Below are 25,206 nucleotides of genomic sequence, written 5' to 3' on the forward strand. Positions count from 1 at the left end.
CACGACCGCTAAAAAATGCAAGCAAGACCGAGCCGTTACCTGCGCGTTGCGAGGGCCTTCTCCAGCGGCGTGTAGTCGAGGTCGTGGGCCTCGGCAACGGCCTTGTACGTGCAGTGGCCGTTGAAGGTATTGACGCCGAGCGCGAGGGCGCGGTCCCGCTTGACCGCTTCGACGACACCCAGATCGGCGAGCCGCAGCCCGTAGCCGATGGTGGCGTTGGTGAGCGCGAACGTGCTGGTCTGCGCCACCGCGCCAGGCATGTTCGCCACGCAGTAGTGGACGACGCCGTGGACCAGGTACGTCGGGTGATCGTGCGTCGTCGGATGGCAGGTCTCGATGCAGCCGCCCTGGTCGACCGCGACGTCGACGACCACGCTCCCTTCCTGCATCTCGCTGACGAGCTTCTCGCTGACGAGCTTGGGTGCCTTGGCGCCAGGGATGAGCACGCCTCCGATCACGAGGTCCGCCTCGCGCACGTAGCGGGCGATCTGCGCCGGATCCGAATAGACCGGCGTGATCCTCGAGCCGAAGATGTCGTCGAGGTACGCGAGCCTGTTGTTGCTCACGTCGAGCACCACCGTGTCCGCCCCCATCCCCGAGGCGAGCTTCGCGCTGTTGGTGCCGACGGTTCCGCCGCCGAGGATGACCACCTTGCCGCGGCGCACGCCGGGAACGCCCGAGAGCAGTACCCCCTTGCCGCCGTGCTCCTTCTCCAGCTGCACCGCACCAACCTGCACCGCCATGCGGCCGGCGACCTCGCTCATCGGCTTCAGGAGCGGAAGCTGTCCATCGTCGGTCTGGATGGTCTCATACGCGACCGCGGCGACCTTCCGCTCGAGGAGCGCCTTGCTCAGCGGCTTGTCCGCCGCGAGATGAAAATAGGTGTAGACGGTCTGACCTTCGCGCATCAGCGCGTACTCGGCGGCGATGGGCTCCTTCACCTTGACGATCATTTCCGCGCGCGCCCAGACTTCGGTCGACTTCTCGACGAGCTTGGCACCCGCCACCTCGTACGCGGCGTCGGCGATGCCGCTGCCCAGACCGGCGCCCTTTTCCATCAGCACCTGGTGCCCGCGCCCGGTCAGCGCCGTGACGCCGCCTGGAACCAGGCCCACCCGGTACTCGCGGGTTTTGACCTCTTTCGGGCAACCGATGATCATCGTCTCTCCGGTCGTTTCGCCTTGCGGAAAAGGGCGGCGGAAGATAGCAGGCACCCGCGTCGGGTCAAGCTGCGACGTGTCGAAATGCTGAAGCTTCTCTTCGCCGATTCCTCGGGTCGGGTTTACGAGCACCCGGAGCTGCTCGCGCTGGCGCGCGATGGCCGGCCGCTCGAAGAGCCCGCGCCAGTGCCGCCCCATAGCACGCTGGCGGCGCTTCCCGGACGCCGCCCGGTCGGGCTCGATCCCTCCAGCGGGCGCGTGATCGAGCTCTCGGAGGTCCGCATCGGACGGCGCGTCGTGCGCCCAAGCGCGGTCGCGGCGGTGCTTCCGCCGGGGTGGACGCGCACCGAGCTGCCGGCCTTCCGGAAGTCGGCGCTCGCGCCGGTCCTGCCGCAGTGGGCGTACACGGCGGCGGCCTGGGACGATCGACGCGGCTGTCACGTCGCCTGGGCTTTGCACACCGACCGGCGCCGTCATTGGGACCCCGCCACCCACTCGACCCCGGACCTCCCGGGGCGGATCGAGGCGCGCCTCGCGGCTGACGACAACCCGCTGTTGCGCCAGCTCGCGAAGTGCGCGCTCACGTACCGCTGCTTTACCGCGCAGAACACCTTCTATGAGCGCGACGAAGGCGCAATTCCCGCCAGCTCGGGGTGCAATGCCCGCTGCGTGGGTTGCATCTCTGAACAGCCGGAGGAAGGTCCGCCCGCGTCGCACGAACGGATCGAACGCGCTCCCGACGCGGTGGCCATGGCCGCGATTGGAATCGCCCACCTGTCGCGGGCGCCGGGTCGGACGATGGTGTCGTTCGGGCAAGGCTGCGAAGGCGAGCCGCTCACGCGCGCCCGCGAGATCGCCGAGGCCATCCGGCGCATGCGCGCGGCATCGCTGCGCGGCTCGATCAACGTCAACACCAACGGATCGTTGCCCGACCATCTCGAGCTGCTGATCGATGCGGGGCTCGATTCGTGCCGGATCAGCCTGAACAGCGCGCACAAGCCGCTCTACGAGGCGTATTACCAGCCCATCGGTTACGGCTGGGAAGACGTCGAGGAATCGATCCGGCTTGCCCGGCGCCGCGGCGCCTACACGGCGATCAACTTGCTCACGTTCCCCGGTGTGACGGATCAGGAGGGCGAAGCCGACGCGCTTTGCGCCCTCGTCTCGAGAGCGCGCGTGGATCAAGTCCAGGCGCGCAGCCTCGCCATCGACCCGGACGCGTACGCCGCCATCGCAGCGCGATACGCGGCGGGCGGCCGCCGGATTGGAATCTCTGGCCTGATCGACCGGCTGAAGCGGGCGCGAAAGGGGCTCGCGATCGGAAACTTCGCGCGCGCACTGAACGAGCGGCACACCCTAAGCTGACACCGGCGTCGCGACCGGCGCTCCCTGCTCAATTGCAAGTGCGCGGAATCCGGGCCCTTCGGAGAGCGGCATGGCGGTTGCTCCAGGTCTGATGGCATGGATCGGGGGATGCTCCGCCGCCTATTCGCCTTGCGCGCCGCAATCCTGCTCGCTGCTATTCCCGCGCTCGCCCAGGAGCGCGCCGATGCCGTGCTGGTCCTCGCGGACGACGGGGCGCTCGACGCGCCGGCGGTGCACGCGATCCGGAACGTCGCCGCAAGCGAGCTCCGCAAGCGAGGGATCGCGCTCGCCGAGGATCGGAGGACCTCCGGCGTCCATCGGCTCGACGAGGATCTCTCGACGCTCGCGCTCGATCTTGGCGCCCACCGCCTGTTCGCGCTCCGCATCGGCGGCCGCCTCGGGCAGAAGATCCCCATCAGCCTCGACGAGCTCTCCGCGGACACGCTCGCTCCGGTGCACTCGGCCTCGCTGACCGCTACGGGACTCGAGGAATGTGACGTGGTGACCGCGCGCCTGGTCGACGCCGTCCTGGGCGGGCGGAGCGCCGAGAGCACCGCGCAGATGACGACGGTCACCGCGACCGAGTCGAAGCCGTTCGCGAAGAAGCCCGGCGAACGCTTCTGGTTCATCGGGCTCCCTGTCGCTCTTTACAACGCGGGCAGCACGCCCACGGGGTTCTCGCTCGGCTACGGCTACGAGGCGGAGAACTTTCGCATCTCCGTCACCGGCGCGGGTTATTCGCGGGGCAGCGACGGCGTCGTGTACCTCGTCATGGAGGCGGCCTGGATTCCGTTTGCTACGGAGGTCTCTCCCTATATCGGCGGCGGCTTCGGCTACATGGGCGCCGGCGGCCACGGCGCCCTCGGCGGCGTGGTCGAAGGCGGTTTCGAGGCATTCCGGCTGCACGGCGTGCGCGGGCTCATCGGCGTGCAGCTGACGATCCCCTTCTTCGACACGCAGGAGAGCTCGGCGCCCACCGTGACGGCGCACCGCAATGTGTACCCGGCCGGGTTCGTCCGTCTCGCCTTCTAGATCAGCGGAACGATGCGCCCAGGTCGACCGTGGCGCTCCAGAAATCGGAGTTGCCACCCTTGTTGACCGAGATGGTGTTGCCGCCGGTGTTGATGTTGCTGAAGAGATAGTTGTACTGGAAGCGGCCACCGAGCTTGAACGCGCCGATATTTCCCTCGACGCCACCGCCGAAGGGCAGCGTGCTGGTCGAGCTGTTGGGCACGCCCGACGCCGCCGCGCCATTGACCCAGGTGTAGCCGTACCCGCCGAACACGTACGGCGTGACTTCGCCCGGAAGGATGTTCAGACGCACGTCGGCGTACCCTTCGTTCGTCTTCAGGGTGCTCGCCTGACGGCCTTCGCTCAGGCTCTGGTTGATGTTGTTCTGCGTCCCCAGGTAGCCGACCTCGACCCCGAGCATTGGCGTCGGCAGTATCCCCAGGCGAGCGCCGTAAGCGGCCCCGATATCCGACCCGCTCAGCGACTGGTTGTACTTCGTCGCGCCGCCCTGCAGCACGATGCTGAACTCGCTGTCCGCCATCGCGGCTGCGGGGAGCACCAGGGCGCCCAGTGCGAGAGCGACAAGAAGTCCCTTCATGACGTTCTCCTCTCGAAAGACAGTCCCGTAAATTCCGCGGCATCGTCCGCGCGCGGTGATACACACGGTAGGGATGCGGCGGATAAAAGGCCTGCCTGGCCTGTCGCGCGGGGAGCGGTCTTGGGCCCGGTAAGGCTCGAGCTGCAGAAGGACCTGGTCCGGCACCTGCGAGCAGGGCACCCCTGGATCTACAAGCGCGCGGTCGAACGTCCTCCGTCCGGGCTCGACGCGGGCGCCGTGGTCGATGTCGTGTCCGGGGGGAAGTTCGTCGCCCGCGGGTACTTCGATCCGGCGAGCGCGGTTCGCGTCCGCGTGCTGACGCGCGATCCCGCGGAAGCGATCGGTCCGCTTTTCTGGCGCCGCCGCATCGCGAAGGCGGTGGCGCTTCGGCGCGCGTACGTCCTCTCGCCGGAGACGGACTGTGCGCGCCTCGTCCACGGCGAGGGCGACGGCCTGCCGGGCGTGGTCATCGATCTGTATGGCGCATTCGCGGTGCTGAAGCTCTATAGCGCGGGCCTCGCCGCGCACCGCTCGGCCATCGTCGATGCCCTCCGCGGCGAGGTCGCGCTCGCGGGGATCTACGGCAGGGACGAGGAGATCGGCCGCTCCGACGAAGAAGATGAGCTGAGCGACCGCGACTCGCCGCCCGCGAGAGGGCGTCCGCTCTGGGGTACCGAGCCGCCCGTGGAGGTGATCGTCCGCGAGCAGGGCATGCGCATCGCCGTGGATCTGCGCGCCGGCCAGAAGACCGGATATTTCCTCGACCAGCGGGAGAACCGGTTCGCGCTCCGGCGGTTCGCGCGCGGGCGGTCGCGGGCTGCGAACTGCTTCGCTTATTCGGGCGGTTTCTCGGTCAGCGCCGCGCTGGGCGGAGCGCGCGAAGTGATCGCGATCGACCGCGACGGCGGCGCGTTGCAACTGGCGCGTCGCAACTTCGAGCTGAACGGCATCGATCCGGCCGCCCACGGCTTCGTCGCCGGCGACGTCCTGGAATTCCTGCGCGGCGAAAAGAAGCCGTTCGATCTGATCGTGCTCGATCCACCCGCCTTCGCGAAGTCCCAGAAGGCGGTGCCTGCGGCCCTCGACGGGTATGCGTCGTTGCACCGCGCTGCGTTCCAGGCGCTCGCGCCCGGCGGCATTCTCGCCACCGGCTCCTGCTCGGCGCGCGTCTCCGCCGAACAGTTCGTGGGCGCAATCCGCGAAGCAGCGTCGAAGACGCACACCGACCTGCAGCTCCTCGAGGAGAAGCGGCAGCCTCCGGATCACCCGGCACTGCTCTCGTTCCCGGAGGGCAAGTACCTGAAGTTCTTCGTCTTTCGAAAGGGGGGATGAGAGCTCCATGGTGCTGGCGGGCCAGTTTCTCGAGCGCAGCGTCGTGATCGGCGACCTCGACGCGCTCTATCACCGCGGCACGCGCGATCCGCCCTGCGCCATCGCGGCGCCGCATCCGGCGGTCGGCGGCAGCATGCTTTCCCCCGTCGTCGCCGAGCTTGCCTGGGCGCTGACGAGGGCAGGTCATCCGACGATGCGTTTCGACTACCGCGGCGTCGGTGCTTCGCGCGGCGTCTCGCGACATCCCGCCGGCGGCCAGAAGATTGCGGAGCTGCAGGACGAGGTCGCGGATCTGCACCAGGCCTGCGATCAGCTGCTCGCGACCAGCGGCATGGTCTCGGCGTGCGCGGTCGGGTACAGCTTCGGAGCGGCGGTGGCGCTCGAGGCGGCGTCGGATGCGCGGATCGGCCGGCTGATCCTGATTGCGCCGCCAACGCGGTTGTACGAGTTCGCGATGGTCGCCGAAGTACGCAAGCCGCTCCTGATCGTCTGCGCGCACCACGATTCCTGGTGCGATCGCGCCAGCCTGCCTGTGCCGCCGGACGCACGGCTGGAAGTGATCCCGCACTCGGACCACTTCTTCTCGCGCGGGCTCACCGAGGTGGGCAAGACGGTCGCCGGCTGGCTGCGCGACGGCGACCCGTGCGGGCTCGATGCAGATCCGGAATGATCCCCGGGCGTTCAGCGAAATAACGCGGCCGGCGTCGCGTTGGTGAGGGGTGGAGGCTATGCTGCCAAGGATGTCCGGGGGCACTCTCGGCGCGCGTCCGGCCCTGCGCGAGCGGCTGGCGGTCGCTGCGATCACCATCGTGGCGGTGCTCCTGTTCGGGCTCGCCGGCTGTTCACGGACGCCGGCGCCGATCATGGAGATGAGCGCCGATGCGGTGCCCGGGTTGATCGAGGTCGAGCTGCGCGCGCGCGCCGCCGTGCCCGGCAAGGTGATCGACGAGGAGGCGCAGGAAGACGATCTGTACGGCGACGTCTTCTCGCCCGAGTACGACGTCGAGCTGCAGGTCGAACCGGGCACCGAGGCGGAGGTGCTTGCGCAGCTCCGCGCGCGCTCCGACGTGATCTGGGCGGAGCCGGTGGTCAGCTACAACGCCCTCTGGATCCCAGACGACCCGGACTTCTCGAAACAATGGCATCTCAAGGCTGTCGGGGCGGAGAGTGCGTGGGACGCCACCCGCGGCGAGGGTGTGACCGTCGCCGTCATCGACACCGGCATCTATCCCGTCGACGATCTCGATCCGGAGCGCCTGGTCAAAGGGTGGAACTTTGTCGGCCACAACGACGATGCGCGCGACGATCATGCGCACGGGACCCACGTCGCCGGCACCGTCGCGCAGAGCACCGGCAACGGAAAAGGCGTCGCCGGCATGGCGCCCGCGGCGCGTCTGATGCCGGTCAAAGTGCTGTCCGCCTTCGGGAGCGGCACCTCGCACGACATCGCCGAGGGGATCCGCTGGGCCGTCGACCACGGCGCGCGCGTCCTCAACCTGTCTCTCGGCGGAGGGGCACGATCCTTGGCGATGGAATCCGCGGTGGCGTATGCCCGCCGCCGGGGCGCGGTGGTCGTCTGCGCCGCGGGAAACGGCGGGTCGCGCGGAGTTTCGTATCCGGCCGCCTATCCGGACGCGTTCGCGATCAGCGCTGTGGGACCGCGCGGCCGGCTTGCTCCCTACAGCTCGTTCGGGCCGCAGATCGCCATTGCGGCGCCCGGCGGAGACAAGTCGCAAGGGGAAGAATCCGGCGTACTGCAGCAGACGCTCGCGGATGGAAGCACCACGGAAGCGGCCTACCGCTGGTTCCAGGGGACCAGCATGGCCACCCCGCACGTCGCCGGCGCGGCGGCGCTCGTCATGTCGCTCGGCGTCTCGGCGCCGGGCGCGGTCGAGGGTCTGCTGCGCAGCACCGCGCAGGATCCGCCTGAGAGCAGCAGCGAGCGCTATGGGTCGGGGCTCCTCGACGCCGCCGCGGCAGTGCGCCAGGCGACACTGTGGTGGGGACTGTGGCGTCTTGCGTTCGCGGTCCTCGGTGCCTGGTTCGCGCTCCGCCATGCCCGCGCGCTGGACCAGATTCGCGCGACAGAGAAGCCCGGTCCGGCGTTCTGGGCGGGACTCGCCCTCGGTTCGGGCGCTCTGGCGATGCTCGCCCCGGCTTTTGGCGAGCGGATCCCGCTGATGTCGTTCCTCGCACTGCCGCCGGCTGCCTGGCCGCAGCGATTCCTGACGCCTTGGGCCGGCTACGCCGGTTGGAGCGCGCTGGTTCCTTTCATCCTCGCGCTCCTGGCGCGGCTTTCGGCGCGTCCGCTGCAGAATGCGTTCGGTGCGGCGGTCGCAGGCCTCGCCTTCGGCTGGGCGGGGACGCTGCTGCACGCGGCGCTCTGGCGGACGGTCGCTTTGCCGTGGATGCCTTCCCTGCTGATGCCGTTCTGGTTGCTGGCGAGCGCGCTGGTGGCCTGGGTCGCTGGGCGGGGCCTGCTCGCGCGGGAGTCGCTGCGGTGAAGATCACCGGCACCGTCGAATTCGTCGACCTCGAAGGCGGGCTCTGGCGGCTGACGGCCGACGACGGCAAGCGGTACACGCTGATCGGCGCGAGGGGCGACCTCAAGTCCGCCAAAGGCGCGCGGGTGGAGGTCGAAGGCGCCCTCGACGAAGGATTCGGAATCGGAATGTCGGGGCCGCAATTGCGCGTCGCGCGCATCCGCAAGATTTAGGACCGCAGCGCGAACACCACCTGCAATCCCCAGATCACCGCGACGACCCAGGTGAGCCCCAGAGCAGCGGCGGCGCCGCGCCCCGGACCGCCGGCGATCTCCGCTGCATCGTCCGGCACGGATCGGCGCAAGAGCCGCGCGAGCTCCCACAGCCCGAGGATGAACAGCGTCGCGCCCAGGGCGAGCACCCATGCCGGCGGTGGCACGTCGGGATCCTCCCAGCCGAGCAGGAACGCGCCGCCCGCGATGCCGTTGTTGACCGCGTGCCCGATCATCGCCGCCCACAGCGACCCGCTCCACCAGCGCAGGGCACCGAGCAGCATTCCGATCTCCAGCAGGCCGATGAACCCGACGGCGTCCATGTGCAAGAGCGAGAAGAGAGCGCCGCTCACCACCAGGGCCGCCAAAGGGCCCCAGCTGCGCCGCAGAGCCGGCAAAGCGAATCCGCGGAAGAACAGCTCCTCTCCGAGCGGCGCCGCGAGGGTGACAGTGATCAGCATCGGCATCGCGTTCATCCGGAACACGGTGTCGAGCATGCGCTGCTTGGCGTCGAAGTCCTCCACCACGCCGCGGGGCAGTACGTTGTGGGCAATCCAGGTGAGAAACGAGACGACGGGCTGATTGACTGCCGCGACCGCCGCCGCGACGAGCGCATGTCGGAGGGAAAGGCGTCGCAGTCCCAGCCAGGGCGCGAATTGGATCCCGGCGAAGCCGAGCACGAACGCCGCCGGCAGCGCGATGGCCAGCGCTTCGGTGATCCAGAGGCCGCTGACGATGCCCCGCTGCTGCGCCGGAGCGCCGATCACCAGCATGCCGAAGAGGAGCGCGACGTACGCAGCCATGGCGCTTCCCGCTCCCAGCTTGCCCGGCGGCGACATGAGGCGCGCCCCATACCACGTCGGGTCTGTCATTTCACGCTGCCGGCTTAGCGGATGCGGGTGGGCCGTTCCGCCATTACGCTGCAAGCAGATGGCCGACGATGAACACGGTCGTCCAGGCGGAGCTCGGGCGGCATCCCGACGAGCTGTTCGCGGACTTCCAGCGGGAGCCGATGGCGGCGGCATCGCTCGGCCAGGTCCACGCCGCGCGGCTGGGCGACGGCCGCGAAGTGGTGGTGAAGGTGCAGTACCCGGGCATCGAGAAGGCGCTCGAGAACGATCTGGCGAACGCCGCCGTTCTGGTGCGCGGGTTCGCGTTGACGGGGCAAGCCCTGGACGGACGTCCGTACTACGAAGAGCTCCGGGCATCGCTGCTGCGCGAGCTGGACTACGTCCAGGAGGCGGCGCAGGCGGACGCCTACCGGATCGCGGCGCAGCGCTACCCGGAGCTGGTGGTTCCCGCCGTCGTCTACGAGCGCAGCTCGCGGCGCGTCCTCTGCCTGGAGCGGATCCGGGGAAAGCCGCTGCTCGACTTCATGGACTCGGACGCGACCGCGGAGGAGCGCTTCCGTGTCGCGCGCCTGTTGATCTTCGCCATCTGGGGGCCGTTCTACGCCGCGCGCCTGGTGCACGCCGACCCGCACCCGGGCAATTTCTTCGTGCTCCCCGGCGACAGGCTGGGCGTGCTCGACTTCGGCTCGACCAAGGTGCTCTCCGAACGTTTCGCCGGCGTGTATCGAGTGTTCCTCGATGAGAATGACGCCGGGCGTGCGCACCCCGACGTAGGGCCGATGCTGAAGAAGGCCGGCTTCCGGTTCCTCGGCGACGACGAGGAGGAGGCCTTCGAGTTCTGCCAGCGGATCGCCGACATCGTGCAGCGACCGATCCAGAGCGAGACCTACGACTTCGGTTCGGAGGCGCTGTTCTGGGAAGTCAAGCGCGCCTTCCGCAGCGACCCGCGCACCGGTTTCACCATCAAGCCACCTCCGGAAGCGCTGCTGTTCTACCGATCGGCGGCGGGCGTCGCCCAGGATCTGCGCCTGCTCAAGGCCGCGGGGCCCCGTCCGCGCCGTGCTGAAGGAGATTCAGCAGCGCGGCAGCGCGTGGTAAAGCCTGCGGCAGTGGATCGCCCGCAGCAGCTCGTCGACAAGCCGGAACAGCTCGCCGCCTGCGTGGACGATGTCTCCCGCAGCTCCCGCGTCGGCCTCGATACCGAGAGCAACGGATTCCACGCGTACTTCGAGAAGGTCTGCCTCCTGCAGGTCGCGACGCCCGACGCCGATTGGGCGATCGATACCCTGGCCCTGCCGATCTCGCCGCTTCTCCCCCTGCTCGCGGATCCGCGCCGCGAGTGCATCCTGCACGCCGCGGAGTACGACGTGCTCTGCATGAAGCGCGATTACGGACTCTCGTTCGGGCGCATCTTCGACACGCATGCTGCTGCGAAGACGCTGGGCCTGGAGAAGTTCGGCTTGCACGACCTGCTCGCGGAGCAGCTCGGCGTTGCGCTCGCCATCGACGAGCAGCGGAGCGACTGGGGAAAGCGACCACTCTCGGCCGAGCAGCTCGAATATGCGTTCGCGGACGTTCGCTATCTCTTGCCGCTTCGGGAGAAGCTGGGCGACGAGCTCGCCTCGCGAAGCCTGATCACGGAGGCGGAGGCGGAGTTCGGGCGCCTGGTCGCGAAGGAGCCGCGAGCGCGCGAGTTCGATCCCGAGGGGTGGCAGAGAATGAAGGCGGCGCGCATCCTGGACGGCCGCGGCCGGGCCGTCCTGCGCGAGCTCTACCTGTTGCGCGATCAGCGCGCCAGGGAATTGAACCGGCCCGCCTTCAAGGTGCTCTCCGATCTCTTCCTCGCCGAGACGGCGCGGCGGCTCCCGAAGAGCGAGGACGAGCTGGTCCGCATTCCGGGGACGTCGCCGATGGCGTTGAAAAAGATTGGCGCGCAGGTCCTCGCCGCGGTGCGCGCAGGAATGGCAGCGGAGCCGCTGGCGCGCCCACGGCCTGGCGGAGACGGGCGCTGGCGGAAGGGCGCGCCGCAAGCTCCTTCACCGGAAGTAGAGGATCGATACGAGCGGCTGCGCGCATGGCGGCGGGTGCGGGCGGAGGCGCGGAAGGTGGAGGTCCAGGTGATCGCGCCGAACGCCGTCCTGTGGGCCATCGCGCGAGCAAATCCCCCGGACCTCGACGCGCTCTCGCGCGTGGAGGGTATGGATCCGTTTCGCCTCGAGCAGTACGGCCCATCGATCCTGGAAGCGCTGCAATCCGGCTCGGGGCAGCAGAAGCTCATCTGAAAACCGTACAGTCTCAGGCGTAGCCGCAAAGTCGCACCCTTCGGTGCGGCAGCGGCTAAAAATTCGCACCCGATTTCGGCGCCGGCACCGTCTCCGAGAGCCGCGGCGGAGCACCTCCAGCGAGGATCCGATACGCGCTCCACGCGCCCATCACCGCTTTCACGTACCTGCGCGTCTCGCGATACGGCAAACTCTCGACCCATTCGTCGAGCTGCTGCTCGGCGCCGCGCGCCGCCCAGGGAACTGCCACCCGCGGCCCGGCGTTGTACGCCGCCAGCGCCACCGCGGGCTCTCCGAACCGTCCGACCAGCTCCGACAGATACCAGCCTCCCAGGTCGATGGCCATTCCGGGATCGACGAGTTGCTCCTCCCGCAGCGGCGGCCGTCCGAGGACCACGGCCGCCCGCCGGGCGGTGGCGGGAAGAAGCTGCAAGAGTCCCACGGCGCCGGCGGGGCTGCGGACGTCGGCCCTGAACAGGCTCTCCCGCCGCATCACCGCCAGCAGCAGATAAGGATCGAGGCGCGTCCGCTCCGCCGCGCGAGCCACCTGGTCGGGAAAGGCCGGGGGATACGCGCCCTCGAGCACGGCCGCCGGTGCGCGAGGACCGCGATCGCCGAGAAGGGCGATGGCGAGAAGCACCGCGCGGTCGGCCCTGCCAACACGTTCATAGATGGGTAGCGCGGCAGCCCCGGCGTCTCCTGCGTGCCGCTGCACGAACCAGTCCGCCTCCGCCGCTGCCTCCTGCAAGAAGCCGAGTTTCGTCAGCTCGGCCGCGACCGCCAGCTGCTCCGGGACGGCGCCCAGAGTCCCGGCGCGCGGAGGCGGGAAGGGCGCGCGCGCGTCGCTCACGTCGCCCAGACGCTCCCGGGCGAGCAGTCCGTACCAGCCGATCGGGTCGAGCTCCGCGGCGCGTCGGAACAGAGGCGCAGCCGCGGACGGTTTTCCTGCGCGAGCCTGCCAGTAAAGCCCCTGCGCGCGCTCCTCGTCGCCGGCAGCGCTGGCGGCGAACTCGGCGAAGCGCTCCGCCGCGTCGTGGAGATCGTCCTGGTACGACATCCAGGCGAGGGTCCAGCGCGCCAGCGAGGCGTTCGAGCCGCTGCGCTTTGCCGCCAATCTGGCGAGCCGCGCCCGCGCCTGCTTGCGCTTGCCGGCATCAATGAGCAGCCGCGCAGTGAAGAGGACGCTTTCCTCGGCCTCTGGCGCGGTGGAAAGCCGCTTCGCGACCGCGTCGGCAAGGCGGATCGCCTCCGCCTCGCGACCCCGGCGGGCGCGATCCCGAGCCAGCAGCATTCCGGCGACGGCCTGGACGTGCGCGTTCCCGGTCTTCCAGGCCTCTTCCAGCGAGGGCGCCGCTTCCCCGCGACGGCCATCGGCGGCCAGCGCGCGGGCCTGCAAGAGCAGGGCCTCCGCCCGATCCTCGCCCGAGAGCATCCCGGCCGCGACTTCGACCTGCGCGACGGCCGCTGCCGGCTGACCTGCCGCGAGCAGGCGCGACGCGCGCAAGTAGAGGTCGCGCCCCGAGGGCTCGGGCAAAGGAATCGCGAGCTCGCGCTGCATCGAGCGCGCCGTTTCGGCCGCCGGATGCTCCGGGTGCTGGAGCCAGAAATTTCGCAGCGCTTCCGCCGCTTCCTGTTCGCGTCCGGGCTCGCCACGCAAGGCTTGCGCCCCTACCCAGGCCATCGCCGCGTGGGCCTCGGCGGGTTGTCCCGGCAACGCCGAGGCTCGCAGTGCCGCCTGGCGGGCAGCGGCGAATTCGCGCGAGGCGAGCAGGGCGTCGGCGAGAAGCGTGGAGGCGCGCAACGAGGCGGGACCGCCCGCGGCGGCGGCTTGTCGAAGCGGCTCCACCGCGCCGGCGCCGTCGCCTGACAACAGCAGGGCCTCACCTTGCAGGACCTGGGCGTAGGACGATAGCTGTCCCAGATCCGCGCCCGATACAGCGGATGCGGCTTCTTTCAGCTTTCCTTGTGCGAAGAGCGCCCGGGCCAGGACCAGCCGGCACTGGGGCTCGGCATCGCAGGCGCGAGCGGCGGCTTCTGCCTCGCCCGCCTTGCCAGCGGTCAGCCAGACGCCCGCCTGCGCGGCCGCCTCGCTCGCGGCAAGCGCGAACTGGGGCATGAGGAGGATCAGCGCCGCGACGGCGAAATGAGCGAATTTCACGCGCTTATCCAACACCTTGCGCCCTGGTTCGACGGTGCGCAAATTGGGCGGCTTTCGGGTCGCCTCGTATGGCGATCGTTGACGCGTTCTGTTATATGCCCGCGCCTCGCAAGGAGGTCCGTTCGAATGCCGCTTTTGGCGAAGCCGTTCCCGACCGAAATGACCACGCCCATCAATCTCGAGGGCAACAAGAAGATGTCGGTCGAGGCTCATCGCAACCTCTTCTGCTCCGCCTACGACGAGTGCCTCAACGAGGCGGTCAAGCGCGGCTGGAACAGCTTCACCTGCGTGCGATGCCCGAACTACGCCCTCACCCACGTTTCCCCCGAGAATTCGATCGAGGCGTTCGCGACACAGCGAAAGTCGGCCTAACGGCCGTACAGTAGTAGCACCCAAAGACGCCCCGGGCCGTACTGTTGCGAGCTCGAGTACTGGGCTCCGACGCCAATACGCTTCCATTTCTGGTCCGCGAGGTTCTTCGAAGAGGCGACGGTGTCGGGTCCGTTGCCGACGTACAATTCCGCGACCGCGCCCGACAGATCCGGCACCTCGCTGAGCGCCCGTCCGGCAAGGTCGCGATCGAGCTTCATCTGATCCGAAGCTGCCGTCCGGCGCACCTCCTCCAACGCGACGCCGTCCAGGGCGGAATCGCGCCGCAGGGGCGGCAGCCCGCGTTTTTTCCGCTCGGCGGAGATGACGCGCACGATCGCGGCGATCGGATCCGCCATCGCGACCGCCGGAACCGCGAAGACTTCGGTGAGGTAGACGCCCTCGTTCCCGTCGGTCGTCAGCCCGCTGGCGGCGCCGAGACCCAGCCGTCGATGCCGGGGATCGAGCAGGTTCGCAAGATGGGCCGGCGAGCCGACGATCGCTTCGTGCGCGGTCGCCACGTCGCTGGAAAGGCCAATGTTTTCCCCGATGCTTCGATAGGCATAGCCTCGGGCGCGAAGCCGGTCCCCCAAGGATCCATCGGTGGGAAGGACGTGGGCGAACGTTCGCAGGCGGGCCATCTCGCGGCTGTGCGCCTCCGCAGCGGCGTCCAGCTCGGGATCCCGCTGCAGCGCGGGCAGTCCGTGCGAGGATCGCAACCGCGCGATGGATTGCGCAACCCCGGTGAGACCGTCGCCTGCGCGCGCTTCCGGAGGGGGCTTCGTGGGCGGCGCGACTCCGGCGAAAACGCGCCGGATGGCAGCCACTTCGGGTCCGCCTGACCCGTCCGCAAGCACCTCGATGGAATGCTCGCCCCGCCCGGTGAGCGGCACTTTGGCCGCGAATGTGTCGCCGGCAGCTTCCAGCTCGATCTCCTCGACGTCGCCGGAAGGGCGGGTGACGAAGAGGCGCGGATTCGACAGGCCAGCGCCGAGCTTGCCCGACACGTCGACGATGTGGCCAGCCTCCACGCGGCCGGGAATCCGCGCGAGCGTGGTTCTGTGAACTGCGCTCAGCGCGCAGACCACCGCTCCGCCGTCCTTCATTTCCGCGGCGGCGACCCCGATGCGATCGAAGCGGCAGGTCTTCGGGTAGAGCTCGCCGGCGGCGCGATCCGCGCGCGAAGCCGGGCTCACCGTGGCGATTCCAGCCACCGGCGACGGCTCGTACGATTCGAGCGATGCGAAGAAGGATGCCGAAGGGCCGGTGATGGGCGCCCTGCCGCCCTGTACGGCGGCGGTGAAGGCGCGGCAGGCGCGGGTCAGGTCGGGATCGATCGCGACCCTGCGACCGGGGCAGGATCCGGCGATTCCGTCGAGCACGGACCCTTCGAGCCGGGATTGCGCGGGGAGCGCGTCCGCGAGGAGGAGCAAGATCGCGAGCAGCACGGCTCCAGCGTAACGGAACCGCCCAGGCGGGCGAAAGAATTCGGCGGCCGCTGACGGGTACGCCCCTCGCCGGGGACCGGGTGGTATGCCACTCGCCCTTCGTCTGCGACAAGATTTCACCTTGGCGCGGCCGCGGGTTTGCATTAGTCACAGCGGCGGAGGCGTGTATGAGGCTGGGGTTCGGCGAGATCCTGGTGGTGCTTGCGCTGGCGCTGCTCTTCTTCGGTCCCTCGAAGCTTCCCCAGCTCGGCGCGAGCCTGGGACAAGCGATCAAGGGCTTCAAGAAGGGGGTGAGCGAGGTCGAGGAGCCCGAGTCGGAGAAGAAGCTCCCGCCGGCACAGCCATAGAGGAAAGCCGCCGCTCTGTATTACAACATGGCTGGATGTCGCTGCGCCTCCAGCTGGTTCTGCTCTTCACCGCAGTCCTCGCCGCGACGCTGCTCGTCGCGTCCGCGCTGGGCCTGCGCATCGCGCAGCGATCCGTCGAGGACGAGATCCGGAAGCGTACCGTCGAGCTCGCGAACGCCACGACGCTCGCGCTGAGGCACGCGGGCAACGACGACGATCAGATCTCCGACGAGCTCGCCGCGACGATGCGCACCAACCGCGGCCTTCTCCGCGCGGAGGTCGCCCGGCAGGCGGCGCTGGGCATCGATGCGGATTTCACGGAGGCGCGGATCGACCCTGAAGGGTCGATCGTCTTCAGGCGCTGGCGCGGCCCGGCCACGCGGCTGTCCGCAGAGCTGATCGACGAGCCCGACATCGGTCGCGCCCTCAGGGTGGTCGCCCCCTTCAACGATGCCCGTGGAGCCAAGGCGCGACTGGTGCTGCTCGCCTCGCACTCCGAGGCGGAACGGCTGGTCGCTGCCGAGCGCAGGGCGTTGTTGCTGGTCGCGGTGGGAGCCTCGGTGTTCCTCATCGTCGCTTTCTGGATCCTGCTCGGCCGGATCCTCATCCGCCGCGTCTCCGCGCTGCAGCTCGCCATGCGCGCCGTCGAAGGCGGGCACCTCGACGTCAAGGCGCCCGGGCCTCCGGAAGGCGGCGACGAGCTCGCGTATCTCTCGCGGGGGTTCAACCGCATGCTGGCGCAGATCCGCGGGTTCAACGCGGACCTCACCGGCCGGATCGAGGAGGCGACGGCCGAGCTGACGAAGAAGAACCGCGACCTCGAGGAGCTCAACGAGCTGCTCGTCGCGGCAAGGCGCGATCTCACCTCCAAGGAGCGCCTCGCGGCGCTGGGCCAGCTCGCCGGGACCATCGCGCACGAGCTGGGCAATCCCCTCAACGCCCTGAACGGACACCTGCAGCTGCTCGCCCGAAGGCCCGAGCTGGCGGAGCCAGCGCGCTCGCAGGTGGCGGTGCTGCAGGGCGAGGTGGGGCGGATGACGCAGATCATCCGCCGCTTCCTCGATCAGACGCGCGGCTTCACGCCGACCGCGGAGACGGTCGAGCTGGCGCCGCTGGTGGAAGAGGCGCTCGATCTGACGTTGGGAACGGAAGCGCGGCAGCGGATCCAGGTCGCGCGCGAAGTCGACGGCGTCGCCGTGCGCACCGACCCGGGGCTCGTACGCCACCTGCTCACCAACCTGGTCGCAAACGCCGTCGACGCGATGCCGAACGGCGGGCGGCTGGAAGTGCAGGCGCGCAGCGAAGGCAAGGAGGTGGTGCTGCGCGTGAGCGACACCGGCACCGGGATGCAGCCAGACGTGAAGCGGCACATCTTCGAGGCGTTCTTCACTACCAAGCCTGACGGGAAGGGCACCGGGCTGGGCCTCGCCATCTGCAAGGAGATCGCGCGCGCGCTTCGCGGCCGCATCGACGTGGAGAGCGAACCGGGAAAGGGCTCCGCGTTCACGGTGCGCTTTCCGGAAGCGGACGCGCACGCTGCCTGAACGTCCGTTATGGTCTCCGCCATGTCGCAGCCGGCCCGTATCCTGGTGGTGGACGACGACGGGGCCTCTCGCTCGCTGATGGCGCAGATCCTCGCCGAGGACGGCCACGGCGTCGTCGTCTGCGCGGACGGGGCGGAAGCCATCGAAAGGCTCGAGCGCGACGGCGAGTTCGACGCGGTGGTCAGCGACATCCGCATGGTCGACGTCGACGGGCTGGAGGTCCTCGACTGGGTGCGCAAGCATGCGCCCGAGACGCCGGTCCTCCTGGTGACGGCCTTCGGCAACGTCGACGGCGCCGTCGGGGCCATCCGCCGCGGCGCTTACGACTACATCTCCAAGCCCTACGACGTGAACACCATCAAGCTGGTCGTCGACCGGGCGCTGCGCCACCGGCGGCTCGCCACCGAGAACCGCCGGCTGAAACGCGAGATCCGCGAGAAGTACGCGCTGGCCAACGTGGTCGGCCGCAGCGAGGGAATGCTGCAGGTCTACAAGACGGCCGCGCGCGTCGCGCTCACCGACGCGACCGTGCTGGTGGTCGGCGAAAGCGGCACCGGCAAGGAGTTGGTGGCCCGCGCCATCCACACCTCCAGCGCGCGCGCCGCGGGCGCGTTCATCGCCGTGGACTGCGGCGCCATCGCGGAAGGAGTGCTGGAGAGCGAGCTCTTCGGGCACGCGCGCGGCAGCTTCACTGGCGCGACCGGCGCCCGGCGCGGCCTCTTCGAAGAGGCCAGCGGCGGGACCTTGTTCCTCGACGAGATCGGCGACATCGGCGGCCGCATCCAGGGGCAGCTGTTGCGGGTGCTGCAGGAAGGGGAGATCCGCCGGGTCGGCGAGAGCGCGCCCATCCGCGTCGACACGCGGGTCGTGGCGGCCACCAACAAGGACCTCGCGGACGCAGTGAAGGGGGGAAAGTTTCGCGAAGACCTCTTCTACCGCCTGAACGTCGTCACCATCCGTATTCCCCCGCTCCGCGAGCGACGCGAGGACATCCCGCTGCTCGCCGAGCATTTCGCCGCCCGGCATGCGGGGGAGCGGGGTGCTTCGCTGACGACCGAGGCGCGCGAGGCGATGCTCCTCTGGGACTGGCCGGGGAACGTCCGCGAGCTGGACAACTCGGTGGCGCGGGCGTTGGCGTTGAACCCGGGGGGAACCATCCTGCCGGAGGATCTGCCGGAGGCGGTGCGGGAGCGCTGGCAGCACCGCCGCGGATCGCCGGCGAAGGCGCCTTCGACGATTTCGCCGGCTGCAACGTCTCCGGCGCCTGAGCCGCTGGTCGGAGATCATCCGACGCTCGACGAGCTCAGCCGCCGGTACGCGGAGCGCGTCCTGCGGGATTCCGGGGGCAACAAGACGCGTGCCGCCGAAGCGCTGGGGATCGATCGGAAAACTCTTTCGCGCTTGCTCCGGGAGGAGTAGGAGTTTTCTGTTTCTCTGTCGGACAGTCCGGCAATTTCGCCGCCCTTCGCTGTCGGCGGGGTGACAGAATCTGGCGGTCGGTCGAACCCTGCTTCTGTGATTTCAGGGACTTGGCCCGCAGTGAAGAGCTGGCAAGCTGCGTGCATCGAACAGGGGACAGGACCGATCGGGAGGAACCCCCCAATGCCGCAAGAGCCCCGCCAAGACGACCGAACCCAGAGACTCCAGCTCATCGGCCGCGTTCAGTTTGCCTACGAGCAGTTGAAGGAGACGATGCAGCGCTACCACGACGACTCGCCGCGCGCCCGCGCAGCGATCGCGGCGGCAAAGCGCCGCCTCGCCGTGTTGAACCGCGCCCTCGCCATCATCGCCCTCGAGGCGGCGCAGCAGCCGGCCTAGGCACGTTTGAAGACGCGGAACAGCCACCACAACGACGGAAACAGCACGACGGAACCGATCGCGAGCGCGAGGAGCAGCAAGCGCAAGGTCGGTTCTGGCGCCGCCGCGCCCTGCAGCGTCAAGTCCGGCGCGATCAGGTAGGGCCGCTGGGCGGCGCCCCAACCGCCGACGATCAGCGCCACCTGGACGACCGCCAATGCGCGGGCAGTGCGAAATCGCCGGGTGAACAGTGCCCAAAGGGCGCCCACGGCTGCAGCTCCCGTCGCCAACTGCAGCGGCCAGCTCCACGGCGACCTCAACAGCGTCTCGCGGAAATGCCCGGCGCCGGGAGGGGTGAGCAGGCCCGCGGCGAGGGCGCAGGCCCCGACGACGACGGCGGAGACGATGGCACGCGCACGAAAATCGTCGCGCAGCTCCGGGTCGGCCGCCTCGACCGCGAGGTATACGGCGGCCAGGTACGCGAACAGCGCCAGCGCGAACGCGCCCACCGCGAGCGGAAACGGCGCCAGCCAGGGACGGAAGAAGCCCAGCTCGGGAGCGCCGTCGGGACCGGCGCGCAGCGCTCCGGAGGTGATGGCGCCGAGGGCAGAGCCGAGGAAGATCGGAGTGGTCGCGCTGGCGACGGCGAAGATCCGCCCCCAGCGCGCGCGTCCGCCGTACCGCCGGAACGCCCAGGCCGATCCGCGCAGCACGATCCCGAGGAGCATGAGCGTGAGCGGGACGTGCAGCCCGATGCTCGCGGCCGCGAACGCGCGCGGGAAGCCCGTGAAGAGGAGGACGACGATCAGGATCAGCCAGACGTGATTTGCCTCCCAGACGGGCGCGATGGCGTCGTCGGCGAGGCGCCGCTGCCGCTCGGCGCGAGGACCGGTGGCGAGGAGGTCCCACACTCCGCCGCCGAAATCCGCCCCCGCCAGAACGCAGTAGGCGATCAGCGAGACGAGCATCACGGCGGCGACGGCTTCGATCACTGCGCCTCCCGGAATTGCCGCCGGAGGATCTCGATCACGACCGCCGAGAGCAGCAGATAGACGACACTCACGGCGATGAACGGAACGACGAGGCCGCGCATGGGTGTGACCGCATCCGCGGTCCTCATCACGCCGTAGATCACCCACGGCTGGCGGCCCACCTCCGTCACGATCCAACCTGCCTCGAGCGCGAGGAACCCGAGTGGCCCGACGAGCGCGGTAGCGCGCAGGAACCGTCCGGACGGAGGTCGGCGGCGGATCCAGTTCCACGCCGACCAGACGGCATGCCCGCCGAGTAGAATTCCGGACAGCACCATTGCCTGGAAGAACGCCCGGACCAACGGCGGCGCGCGGTCCGCGGGCGGAATATCCTCGAGCCCGGTGACGACCGTGTCGGGCGAGTTTCCGGCGAGAATCGAGAGCGCCCAGGGGATCTCGATCGGTCCCATCGTGAGCGGTGCGCGCGACTGCGTGCGCTGCAGCTGCTCGATGGCGGCAAGCTTCGCCGGCTGCCCTTTCGCGATTTCGTGCCCGGCCCAATGTCCGGTCAGGGGCTGGACCAGCGCTGCCGGAACGGAGAGCGCCAGAGCAAGGCCTAGCGCTTTGCGATGGAAGCCGCTCCGCGGGTTGCGAAGGAGTCCGACGGCGTGGATCGCTGCGACCGCCGCCGCGGTTGCGAGATACGCCGCCAATGTCCCGTGCACGATCTCGTGGGCGGCGAACGGCGTCCCCATGGCCGCGATGGGATCGACGTCGACGAATCGTCCGGACTCGACGCGGAACCCGCGCGGCGCGTTCATCCAGGCATTGGCGATGGTGACGAACGCCGCGGAGGCGGCGCCGCTCGCGGCGACGACGCAGCCGGCGAAGAGATGCGTCCGAGGTCCGAGCTTCTCCCAGCCATAGAGGTACAGACCGAGGAAGATGGCCTCGGTGAAGAAGGCGAATCCCTCCAGCGAGAAGGGCATGCCGATCACCGGACCTGCATGCCGCATGAACCCGGGAAACAGCAGACCGAGCTCGAACGAGAGCACGGTCCCGCTGACTGCTCCGACGGCGAAGAGTACCGCCGTTCCCTTTGCCCAACTGCGCGCGAGCGACAGGTAGTCGGGATCGAGTGTCCGCCGGTAGCGCCACTCGGCGAGCACCATCAAGAGCGGCATGGCGACGCCGATCGCCGCGAAGACGATGTGAAAGGCGAGCGACATCGCCATCTGCCCGCGTGCGAAGAGGACGTCGTCCACAATCGCTCCGGCGCATGTTGTAGCCGACCCCGGGGCCGATCGTCCGCGACTCGATGCCGCGGTGGGCGAATCAAGTGTCCTGGGCCGTCTCGCCGTAGTCCCGGACGGCTTCTGCCGCCCCGTAGAGGTCGGTGAAGGGGACGCAAGGAAGCTCGTGCTCCTGGCAGTAGCGGTGCAGGAAGCTGCCTTCGCGCGCGAACGTCCGATCGGCGAACTGCACCAGGCAGCGGTCGGCGAAGCCGTCGCCGATGCCGATCACGAAGCTGGCTCCTGCCCGCCGCGCCTCGGCGACCGCCACCCGCTTGCACGAGCCGCAGACTTCACATCCGGAGGCCCGCGATTCCGCTTCGCCGGGATAGGTGACTCGCAATCCCTCCGGCGCGAAGACCGCTTCGTTGGCCCGGACTTTCACCCATGCGCTCAGGGCCGGCGGCAGGTGGGCGGCGATCACCGCTTCGACATATTGGCGCAGTCCTCCGGAGGCGAGAAAGAAGGGCGCGCCACGGTCGCGGGCAGCCGCGACCAGCTCGGAGAACCCAGGGCGAAGCTTTGCCGCCTGCAATGCGAAGGCGATGACGTCCGCTTCCGGGGCGCGGATGGGCGTGTAGATGCTCTGGATGATCGCCCGCGTCGTGAGCTTGCCATCGGCGAACAGCTTCTTCTGCACCGCGAGGTAGTCGGCGCCGCAGAAGTGCTTGCTGATCTCGTCGCCGATGTCGTGGACCGTCGCGGTCCCGTCGAAATCGCATACCACCGCCAGGTCCGTCACGGCGCGCCTTGTAAGCGGGCCGGCGGGGACGGCGCAAGCCCGACATCTGGACGCTCGCCTGCTTCCGCCAGCGGATCGGTGCGCTAGACTCCAGATATGAACCTGACGGACGCCGAGCTGTTCCAGGAGGTCGCGCGCAGGAGCGCGGCCCGGGAACCATTCGTGCTCTGCACCGTCACGGCCACCGATCGCTCGGCTCCAAGGGACGCCGGAGCGAAGATGATCGTCGCTGCGGACGGTGCGATCGTGGGCACCGTCGGCGGTGGGCCGCTCGAAGCCGTCGTCATCCAGGAAGCGGTCCACCTCTTGAAGCAGGAGGGCACGTCCTGCCAGCGCCGGTTCGCGCTCACCACGGCCGGCGATGCGGCGGAACCCCTTCCGCCCTCCGGGCCCATTCCCGACGAGCTGGGGATGAAATGCGGCGGGGAAGTGACGGTGTTCCTCGACGTGCTCCGGCCCGCGCCGAGGCTGGTCCTCTACGGCGCGGGACATGTCGGCGAGCGTGTGGCGAACATCGCGGCCGAGATCGGGCTGGCGACGACCGTCGTCGACGATCGCGAGAAATTCGCCACGCGCGACCGCTTCCCTCGCGCCAGCGAAGTGCGCTGCGCCGACCTTGCCCAGGATCCGCTCGGCGGGGTCGCTCCCGGAGCATCGGACTTCGTCGTCATCCTCACCCGCTGCCACGCGCTGGACGAAGGCGTGCTCGAGGCAGCGCTGCGCACGCCTGCGCGCTACGTCGGATTGATCGGCAGCCGCCGCAAGGTCGCGCTGATCCTGCGCAGCATCGCCAAGCGGCTCGGGCGCGATCCCCGCGACGATGCGCGCCTGCACGCGCCGATCGGGCTGCGCCTCGGCGACAAGACCCCAGGCGAGATCGCCATCTCGATCCTCGCCGAAATCCTTCTCCTCAAGAGCAAGGGCGAGCTCGCGCATTCCCGCCTCGCCCCCAAAGACGCCGTCCGCGTACGTGCCTGAGAGAAGGCGGATTTCGCTACTTTGACATCTGCACGCCTGTTCACTTAGGGTGAGCGGCGATGCCCAACGAGACCGCTCTCGCCCAGCAGGAGCCGTTGCAGCCTGCGGTCCGGCGCTATGCCCTGAAGACGTCGGCCCCGCCGCGCAAGGGCCTGGTCGATTACGACCGCGACCTCTCCGAGGAGCAGCGCGCCGTCGCCCTCTGCGATCCGCGTCCCACGCTGGTGATCGCCGGCGCCGGCTCGGGCAAGACGCGGGCGTTGACGTTTCGAGTGGCACACCTGCTCGAGACGGGCACGGCGCCCGAGACGATCCTCCTCTTGACGTTCACCAACAAGGCGGCGCGGGAGATGATGGCGCGCGTCGGCCAGCTTTGCCGCGTCGAGACGCGCAGGATGTGGGGCGGCACGTTCCATCACGTCGCCCACGGCCTGTTGCGCGAGCATGCCTCACGCCTCGGATACGCGGATCGATTCGGTCTTCTCGATCGCGAGGACGCCAAGGAAGTGATGGCGAGCGCCACCGCGGACCTCGGGTATGGGGTCGGACAACGGCGTTTCCCGCGCCCCGACGCGATGATCGATCTGTACTCGACGGCGGTGAACACCCAGCGCCCGCTGGCCGAGGTGATCGCCGTGGAGGCACCGCAGTTCGTCGCGCTGGAGGAGGAGATCCTGCGAGTCGCGCGCAGGTTCGCGGAGCGGAAGGCGCAGATGAACGCGATGGACTTCGACGATCTGCTGCTGAACTGGAAGCGCCTCCTGATCGAGGTACCCGGCGCGCGCGAGAGCATCTGCCGGCGCTTCAGCGCGGTGCTCGTCGACGAGTACCAGGACACCAACCGGCTCCAGGGAGAGATCGTCGACGCGGTCGCCGCGCCGCACGGGAACCTGCTCGTCGTCGGCGACGACGCGCAGAGCATTTATGCGTTCCGCGGCGCGCATTTCGAGAACATCCTCAAGTTCCCCGAGCGCTACCCGCAGTGCCAGCACCTCCGCCTGATCACCAACTATCGCAGCACGCCGCCCATTCTCGCGCTCGCCAACGCGTCGATCCGTTGCAATCGCAAGCAGTTCGAGAAGGAGCTGCGCGCCCACCGCGAGGGAGGTGTGCTGCCGGCGCTGGTGCCCCTGTGCGACGTCCACCAACAGGCCGAGTTTGTCGCCCAGCGGATCCTCGAGCTGCGGGAGGAGGGAATTCCGCTGCGGGAGATGTCCGTCCTCTATCGGGCGCACACGCACTCGATGGAGCTGCAGATGGAGCTTGCCCGCCGCGGGATCCCCTTCATCGTCCGCGCGGGAGTGCGCTTCTTCGAGCAGGCCCACATCAAGGACGTGCTCGCGCACCTCAAGTTCATCCAGAACCCGCATGACGAGCTTTCGTTCAAGCGGATCGTCAAGCTGGTCTCCGGCGTCGGGGCAGCGAGCGCGGATGCGCTCTGGGCACAGGTCGAGCAGTGGCTGCGCATGGGCCGCGACTCGCGCACCCAGCTCGATTCCCTGACCCAGCTGGTGCCGCCCAAGGCACGCTCCGGGCTGCGCGCGCTCGCCGGAGCGTTGCAGATCCTGGTGGCGATGCGGTCGCAGCCCAGCGAGATGATCCGCTGCATCCTCCACGAGGGCGGCTACGGCGAGGCGCTCAAGCAGCGGTACGCGAATGCCCAGGCACGCCATGACGACGTGCTGCAGCTCGCGGATTACGCGCTGCAGGCGGAATCGCTGGAGCAGCTCCTCGCCGATCTCACGCTGCTCGATTCGCTCGAAGCCGAAGACGTCGTGGAGGGCGCCGAACCGGACGAGAAGCTCACGCTCTCCAGCGTGCACCAGGCCAAGGGACTGGAATGGCGCGCCGTGTTCCTCATCTGGCTCGCCGACGGCCGTTTTCCCAGCGCGCCCGCCTTGCGCGCTCCGGACGGCGAAGAGGAGGAACGCCGACTCTTCTACGTGGCCGTGACGAGGGCCAAAGACGAGCTGTACCTGACGTATCCAATGATGCAGGAGAAGCGCGACCAGGCGCGCCTGCTGCTCAGGCCGAGCCGGTTCCTCGACGAGCTCCCGGCGGCGCCGCCCCCCTACGAGAAATGGAGCATCGAAGTGGCGCCGGACCCGAAATTGCTCGCACAGTAGGACATGGCGTCCTGCGCGAGACGCTGATGTTCGTCTACGAGCTGTCGGGAACGGTGGGAGAGGTGGGGATTCCGGAGGTG

At 69.1% G+C, this 25,206-nt stretch carries 21 protein-coding genes; 13 read left to right on the forward strand and 8 right to left on the reverse strand.

All coding sequences use genetic code 11. The features are described 5' to 3' along the window. Positions 1–35: 35 nt before the first annotated feature. Positions 36–1,160 carry an alanine dehydrogenase gene (gene ald, locus E6J58_13005; GenBank protein ID TMB37033.1) on the reverse strand — a complete coding sequence of 375 codons (1,125 nt, stop codon included), beginning with the start codon at positions 1,158–1,160 and terminating at the stop codon, positions 36–38. 84 nt (positions 1,161–1,244) lie between these two features. On the opposite strand from ald, the gene E6J58_13010 reads away from it, so the two are divergent. Together E6J58_13010 and E6J58_13015 are read left to right on the forward strand one after the other, a co-directional pair. Next, entirely contained in the window at positions 1,245–2,525 is a 1,281-nt protein-coding gene (locus E6J58_13010; GenBank protein TMB37034.1) for a radical SAM protein, read from the forward strand. A 108-nt stretch (positions 2,526–2,633) separates the two neighbouring features. After that, on the forward strand, positions 2,634–3,557 hold the full coding sequence (locus E6J58_13015) for a hypothetical protein (protein ID TMB37035.1): 924 nt from the start codon (positions 2,634–2,636) through the stop codon (positions 3,555–3,557). 1 nt (position 3,558) lies between these two features. Here E6J58_13015 and E6J58_13020 read toward each other — a convergent pair whose 3' ends face one another. Further along, complete coding sequence (locus E6J58_13020) at positions 3,559–4,134, reverse strand: porin family protein (protein ID TMB37036.1); 576 nt, start codon at positions 4,132–4,134, stop codon at positions 3,559–3,561. Between the two features lie 120 nt (positions 4,135–4,254). Here E6J58_13020 and E6J58_13025 point away from each other — a divergent pair, with 120 nt between their 5' ends. The 4 genes from E6J58_13025 (at position 4,255) to E6J58_13040 (ending at position 8,182) form a co-directional block, all read left to right on the forward strand. Continuing rightward, on the forward strand, positions 4,255–5,466 hold the full coding sequence (locus E6J58_13025; protein ID TMB37037.1) for a class I SAM-dependent rRNA methyltransferase: 1,212 nt from the start codon (positions 4,255–4,257) through the stop codon (positions 5,464–5,466). A 7-nt stretch (positions 5,467–5,473) separates the two neighbouring features. Beyond that, complete coding sequence (locus E6J58_13030) at positions 5,474–6,136, forward strand: alpha/beta fold hydrolase (GenBank protein ID TMB37038.1); 663 nt, start codon at positions 5,474–5,476, stop codon at positions 6,134–6,136. Between the two features lie 70 nt (positions 6,137–6,206). Then, positions 6,207–7,970 (forward strand): peptidase S8, encoded by a 1,764-nt coding sequence (locus tag E6J58_13035; protein TMB37039.1) that lies wholly within the window; start codon positions 6,207–6,209, stop codon positions 7,968–7,970. Continuing rightward, positions 7,967–8,182, forward strand: a complete 216-nt coding sequence (locus E6J58_13040; protein ID TMB37040.1) for a hypothetical protein — start codon at positions 7,967–7,969, stop codon at positions 8,180–8,182. The genes E6J58_13035 and E6J58_13040 overlap by 4 nt, the downstream gene beginning before the upstream one ends. Here the strand turns inward: E6J58_13040 and E6J58_13045 are convergent. After that, complete coding sequence (locus E6J58_13045) at positions 8,179–9,246, reverse strand: CPBP family intramembrane metalloprotease (protein TMB37041.1); 1,068 nt, start codon at positions 9,244–9,246, stop codon at positions 8,179–8,181. The two genes, E6J58_13040 and E6J58_13045, sit on opposite strands and share 4 nt — an antisense overlap. Between E6J58_13045 and E6J58_13050 the strand changes: the two genes are divergently transcribed. Then, entirely contained in the window at positions 9,162–11,354 is a 2,193-nt protein-coding gene (locus tag E6J58_13050) for a hypothetical protein (GenBank protein ID TMB37042.1), read from the forward strand. The genes E6J58_13045 and E6J58_13050 overlap by 85 nt on opposite strands. 55 nt (positions 11,355–11,409) lie before the next feature. Here the strand turns inward: E6J58_13050 and E6J58_13055 are convergent, their stop codons facing one another. Then, positions 11,410–13,725, reverse strand: a complete 2,316-nt coding sequence (locus E6J58_13055; protein ID TMB37043.1) for a hypothetical protein — start codon at positions 13,723–13,725, stop codon at positions 11,410–11,412. Between E6J58_13055 and E6J58_13060 the strand changes: the two genes are divergently transcribed. Then, positions 13,639–13,884, forward strand: coding sequence for a hypothetical protein (locus E6J58_13060; protein TMB37044.1), 246 nt, complete (start codon positions 13,639–13,641; stop codon positions 13,882–13,884). The genes E6J58_13055 and E6J58_13060 overlap by 87 nt on opposite strands. Here E6J58_13060 and E6J58_13065 read toward each other — a convergent pair. Further along, positions 13,881–15,473, reverse strand: a complete 1,593-nt coding sequence (locus E6J58_13065; GenBank protein ID TMB37045.1) for a hypothetical protein — start codon at positions 15,471–15,473, stop codon at positions 13,881–13,883. The genes E6J58_13060 and E6J58_13065 overlap by 4 nt on opposite strands. A 23-nt stretch (positions 15,474–15,496) precedes the next feature. On the opposite strand from E6J58_13065, the gene tatA reads away from it, so the two are divergent. Genes tatA through E6J58_13080 form a run of 3 tightly spaced genes read left to right on the forward strand, consistent with a single transcriptional unit; the run spans position 15,497 to position 18,639 of the window. Next, positions 15,497–15,676, forward strand: a complete 180-nt coding sequence (gene tatA / locus E6J58_13070) for a twin-arginine translocase TatA/TatE family subunit (protein TMB37046.1) — start codon at positions 15,497–15,499, stop codon at positions 15,674–15,676. A 35-nt stretch (positions 15,677–15,711) separates the two neighbouring features. Beyond that, positions 15,712–17,220, forward strand: coding sequence for a HAMP domain-containing protein (locus E6J58_13075; GenBank protein TMB37047.1), 1,509 nt, complete (start codon positions 15,712–15,714; stop codon positions 17,218–17,220). A gap of 21 nt (positions 17,221–17,241) precedes the next feature. After that, on the forward strand, positions 17,242–18,639 hold the full coding sequence (locus E6J58_13080) for a sigma-54-dependent Fis family transcriptional regulator (protein TMB37048.1): 1,398 nt from the start codon (positions 17,242–17,244) through the stop codon (positions 18,637–18,639). Between the two features lie 395 nt (positions 18,640–19,034). On the opposite strand, the gene E6J58_13085 is transcribed toward E6J58_13080, so the two are convergent. From E6J58_13085 to E6J58_13095, 3 genes are all read right to left on the reverse strand, one after another. Next, positions 19,035–19,985, reverse strand: coding sequence for a cytochrome d ubiquinol oxidase subunit II (locus E6J58_13085; protein TMB37070.1), 951 nt, complete (start codon positions 19,983–19,985; stop codon positions 19,035–19,037). A 20-nt stretch (positions 19,986–20,005) separates the two neighbouring features. Next, the gene (locus E6J58_13090; GenBank protein ID TMB37049.1) at positions 20,006–21,253 is read right to left on the reverse strand and encodes a cytochrome ubiquinol oxidase subunit I; all 1,248 of its coding nucleotides are present in this window, start codon (positions 21,251–21,253) and stop codon (positions 20,006–20,008) included. Between the two features lie 70 nt (positions 21,254–21,323). Beyond that, entirely contained in the window at positions 21,324–22,325 is a 1,002-nt protein-coding gene (locus tag E6J58_13095; protein TMB37050.1) for a hypothetical protein, read from the reverse strand. On the opposite strand from E6J58_13095, the gene E6J58_13100 reads away from it, so the two are divergent. Both E6J58_13100 and E6J58_13105 read left to right on the forward strand, forming a co-directional pair. After that, positions 22,119–23,000, forward strand: coding sequence for a xanthine dehydrogenase accessory protein XdhC (locus tag E6J58_13100; GenBank protein ID TMB37051.1), 882 nt, complete (start codon positions 22,119–22,121; stop codon positions 22,998–23,000). The genes E6J58_13095 and E6J58_13100 overlap by 207 nt on opposite strands. Before the next feature lie 59 nt (positions 23,001–23,059). After that, the gene (locus E6J58_13105; protein TMB37052.1) at positions 23,060–25,126 is read left to right on the forward strand and encodes an ATP-dependent helicase; all 2,067 of its coding nucleotides are present in this window, start codon (positions 23,060–23,062) and stop codon (positions 25,124–25,126) included. Positions 25,127–25,206 lie beyond the last annotated feature (80 nt).

Source organism: Deltaproteobacteria bacterium (assembly GCA_005879535.1).
GTDB lineage: Bacteria > Myxococcota > Myxococcia > Myxococcales > 40CM-4-68-19 > 40CM-4-68-19.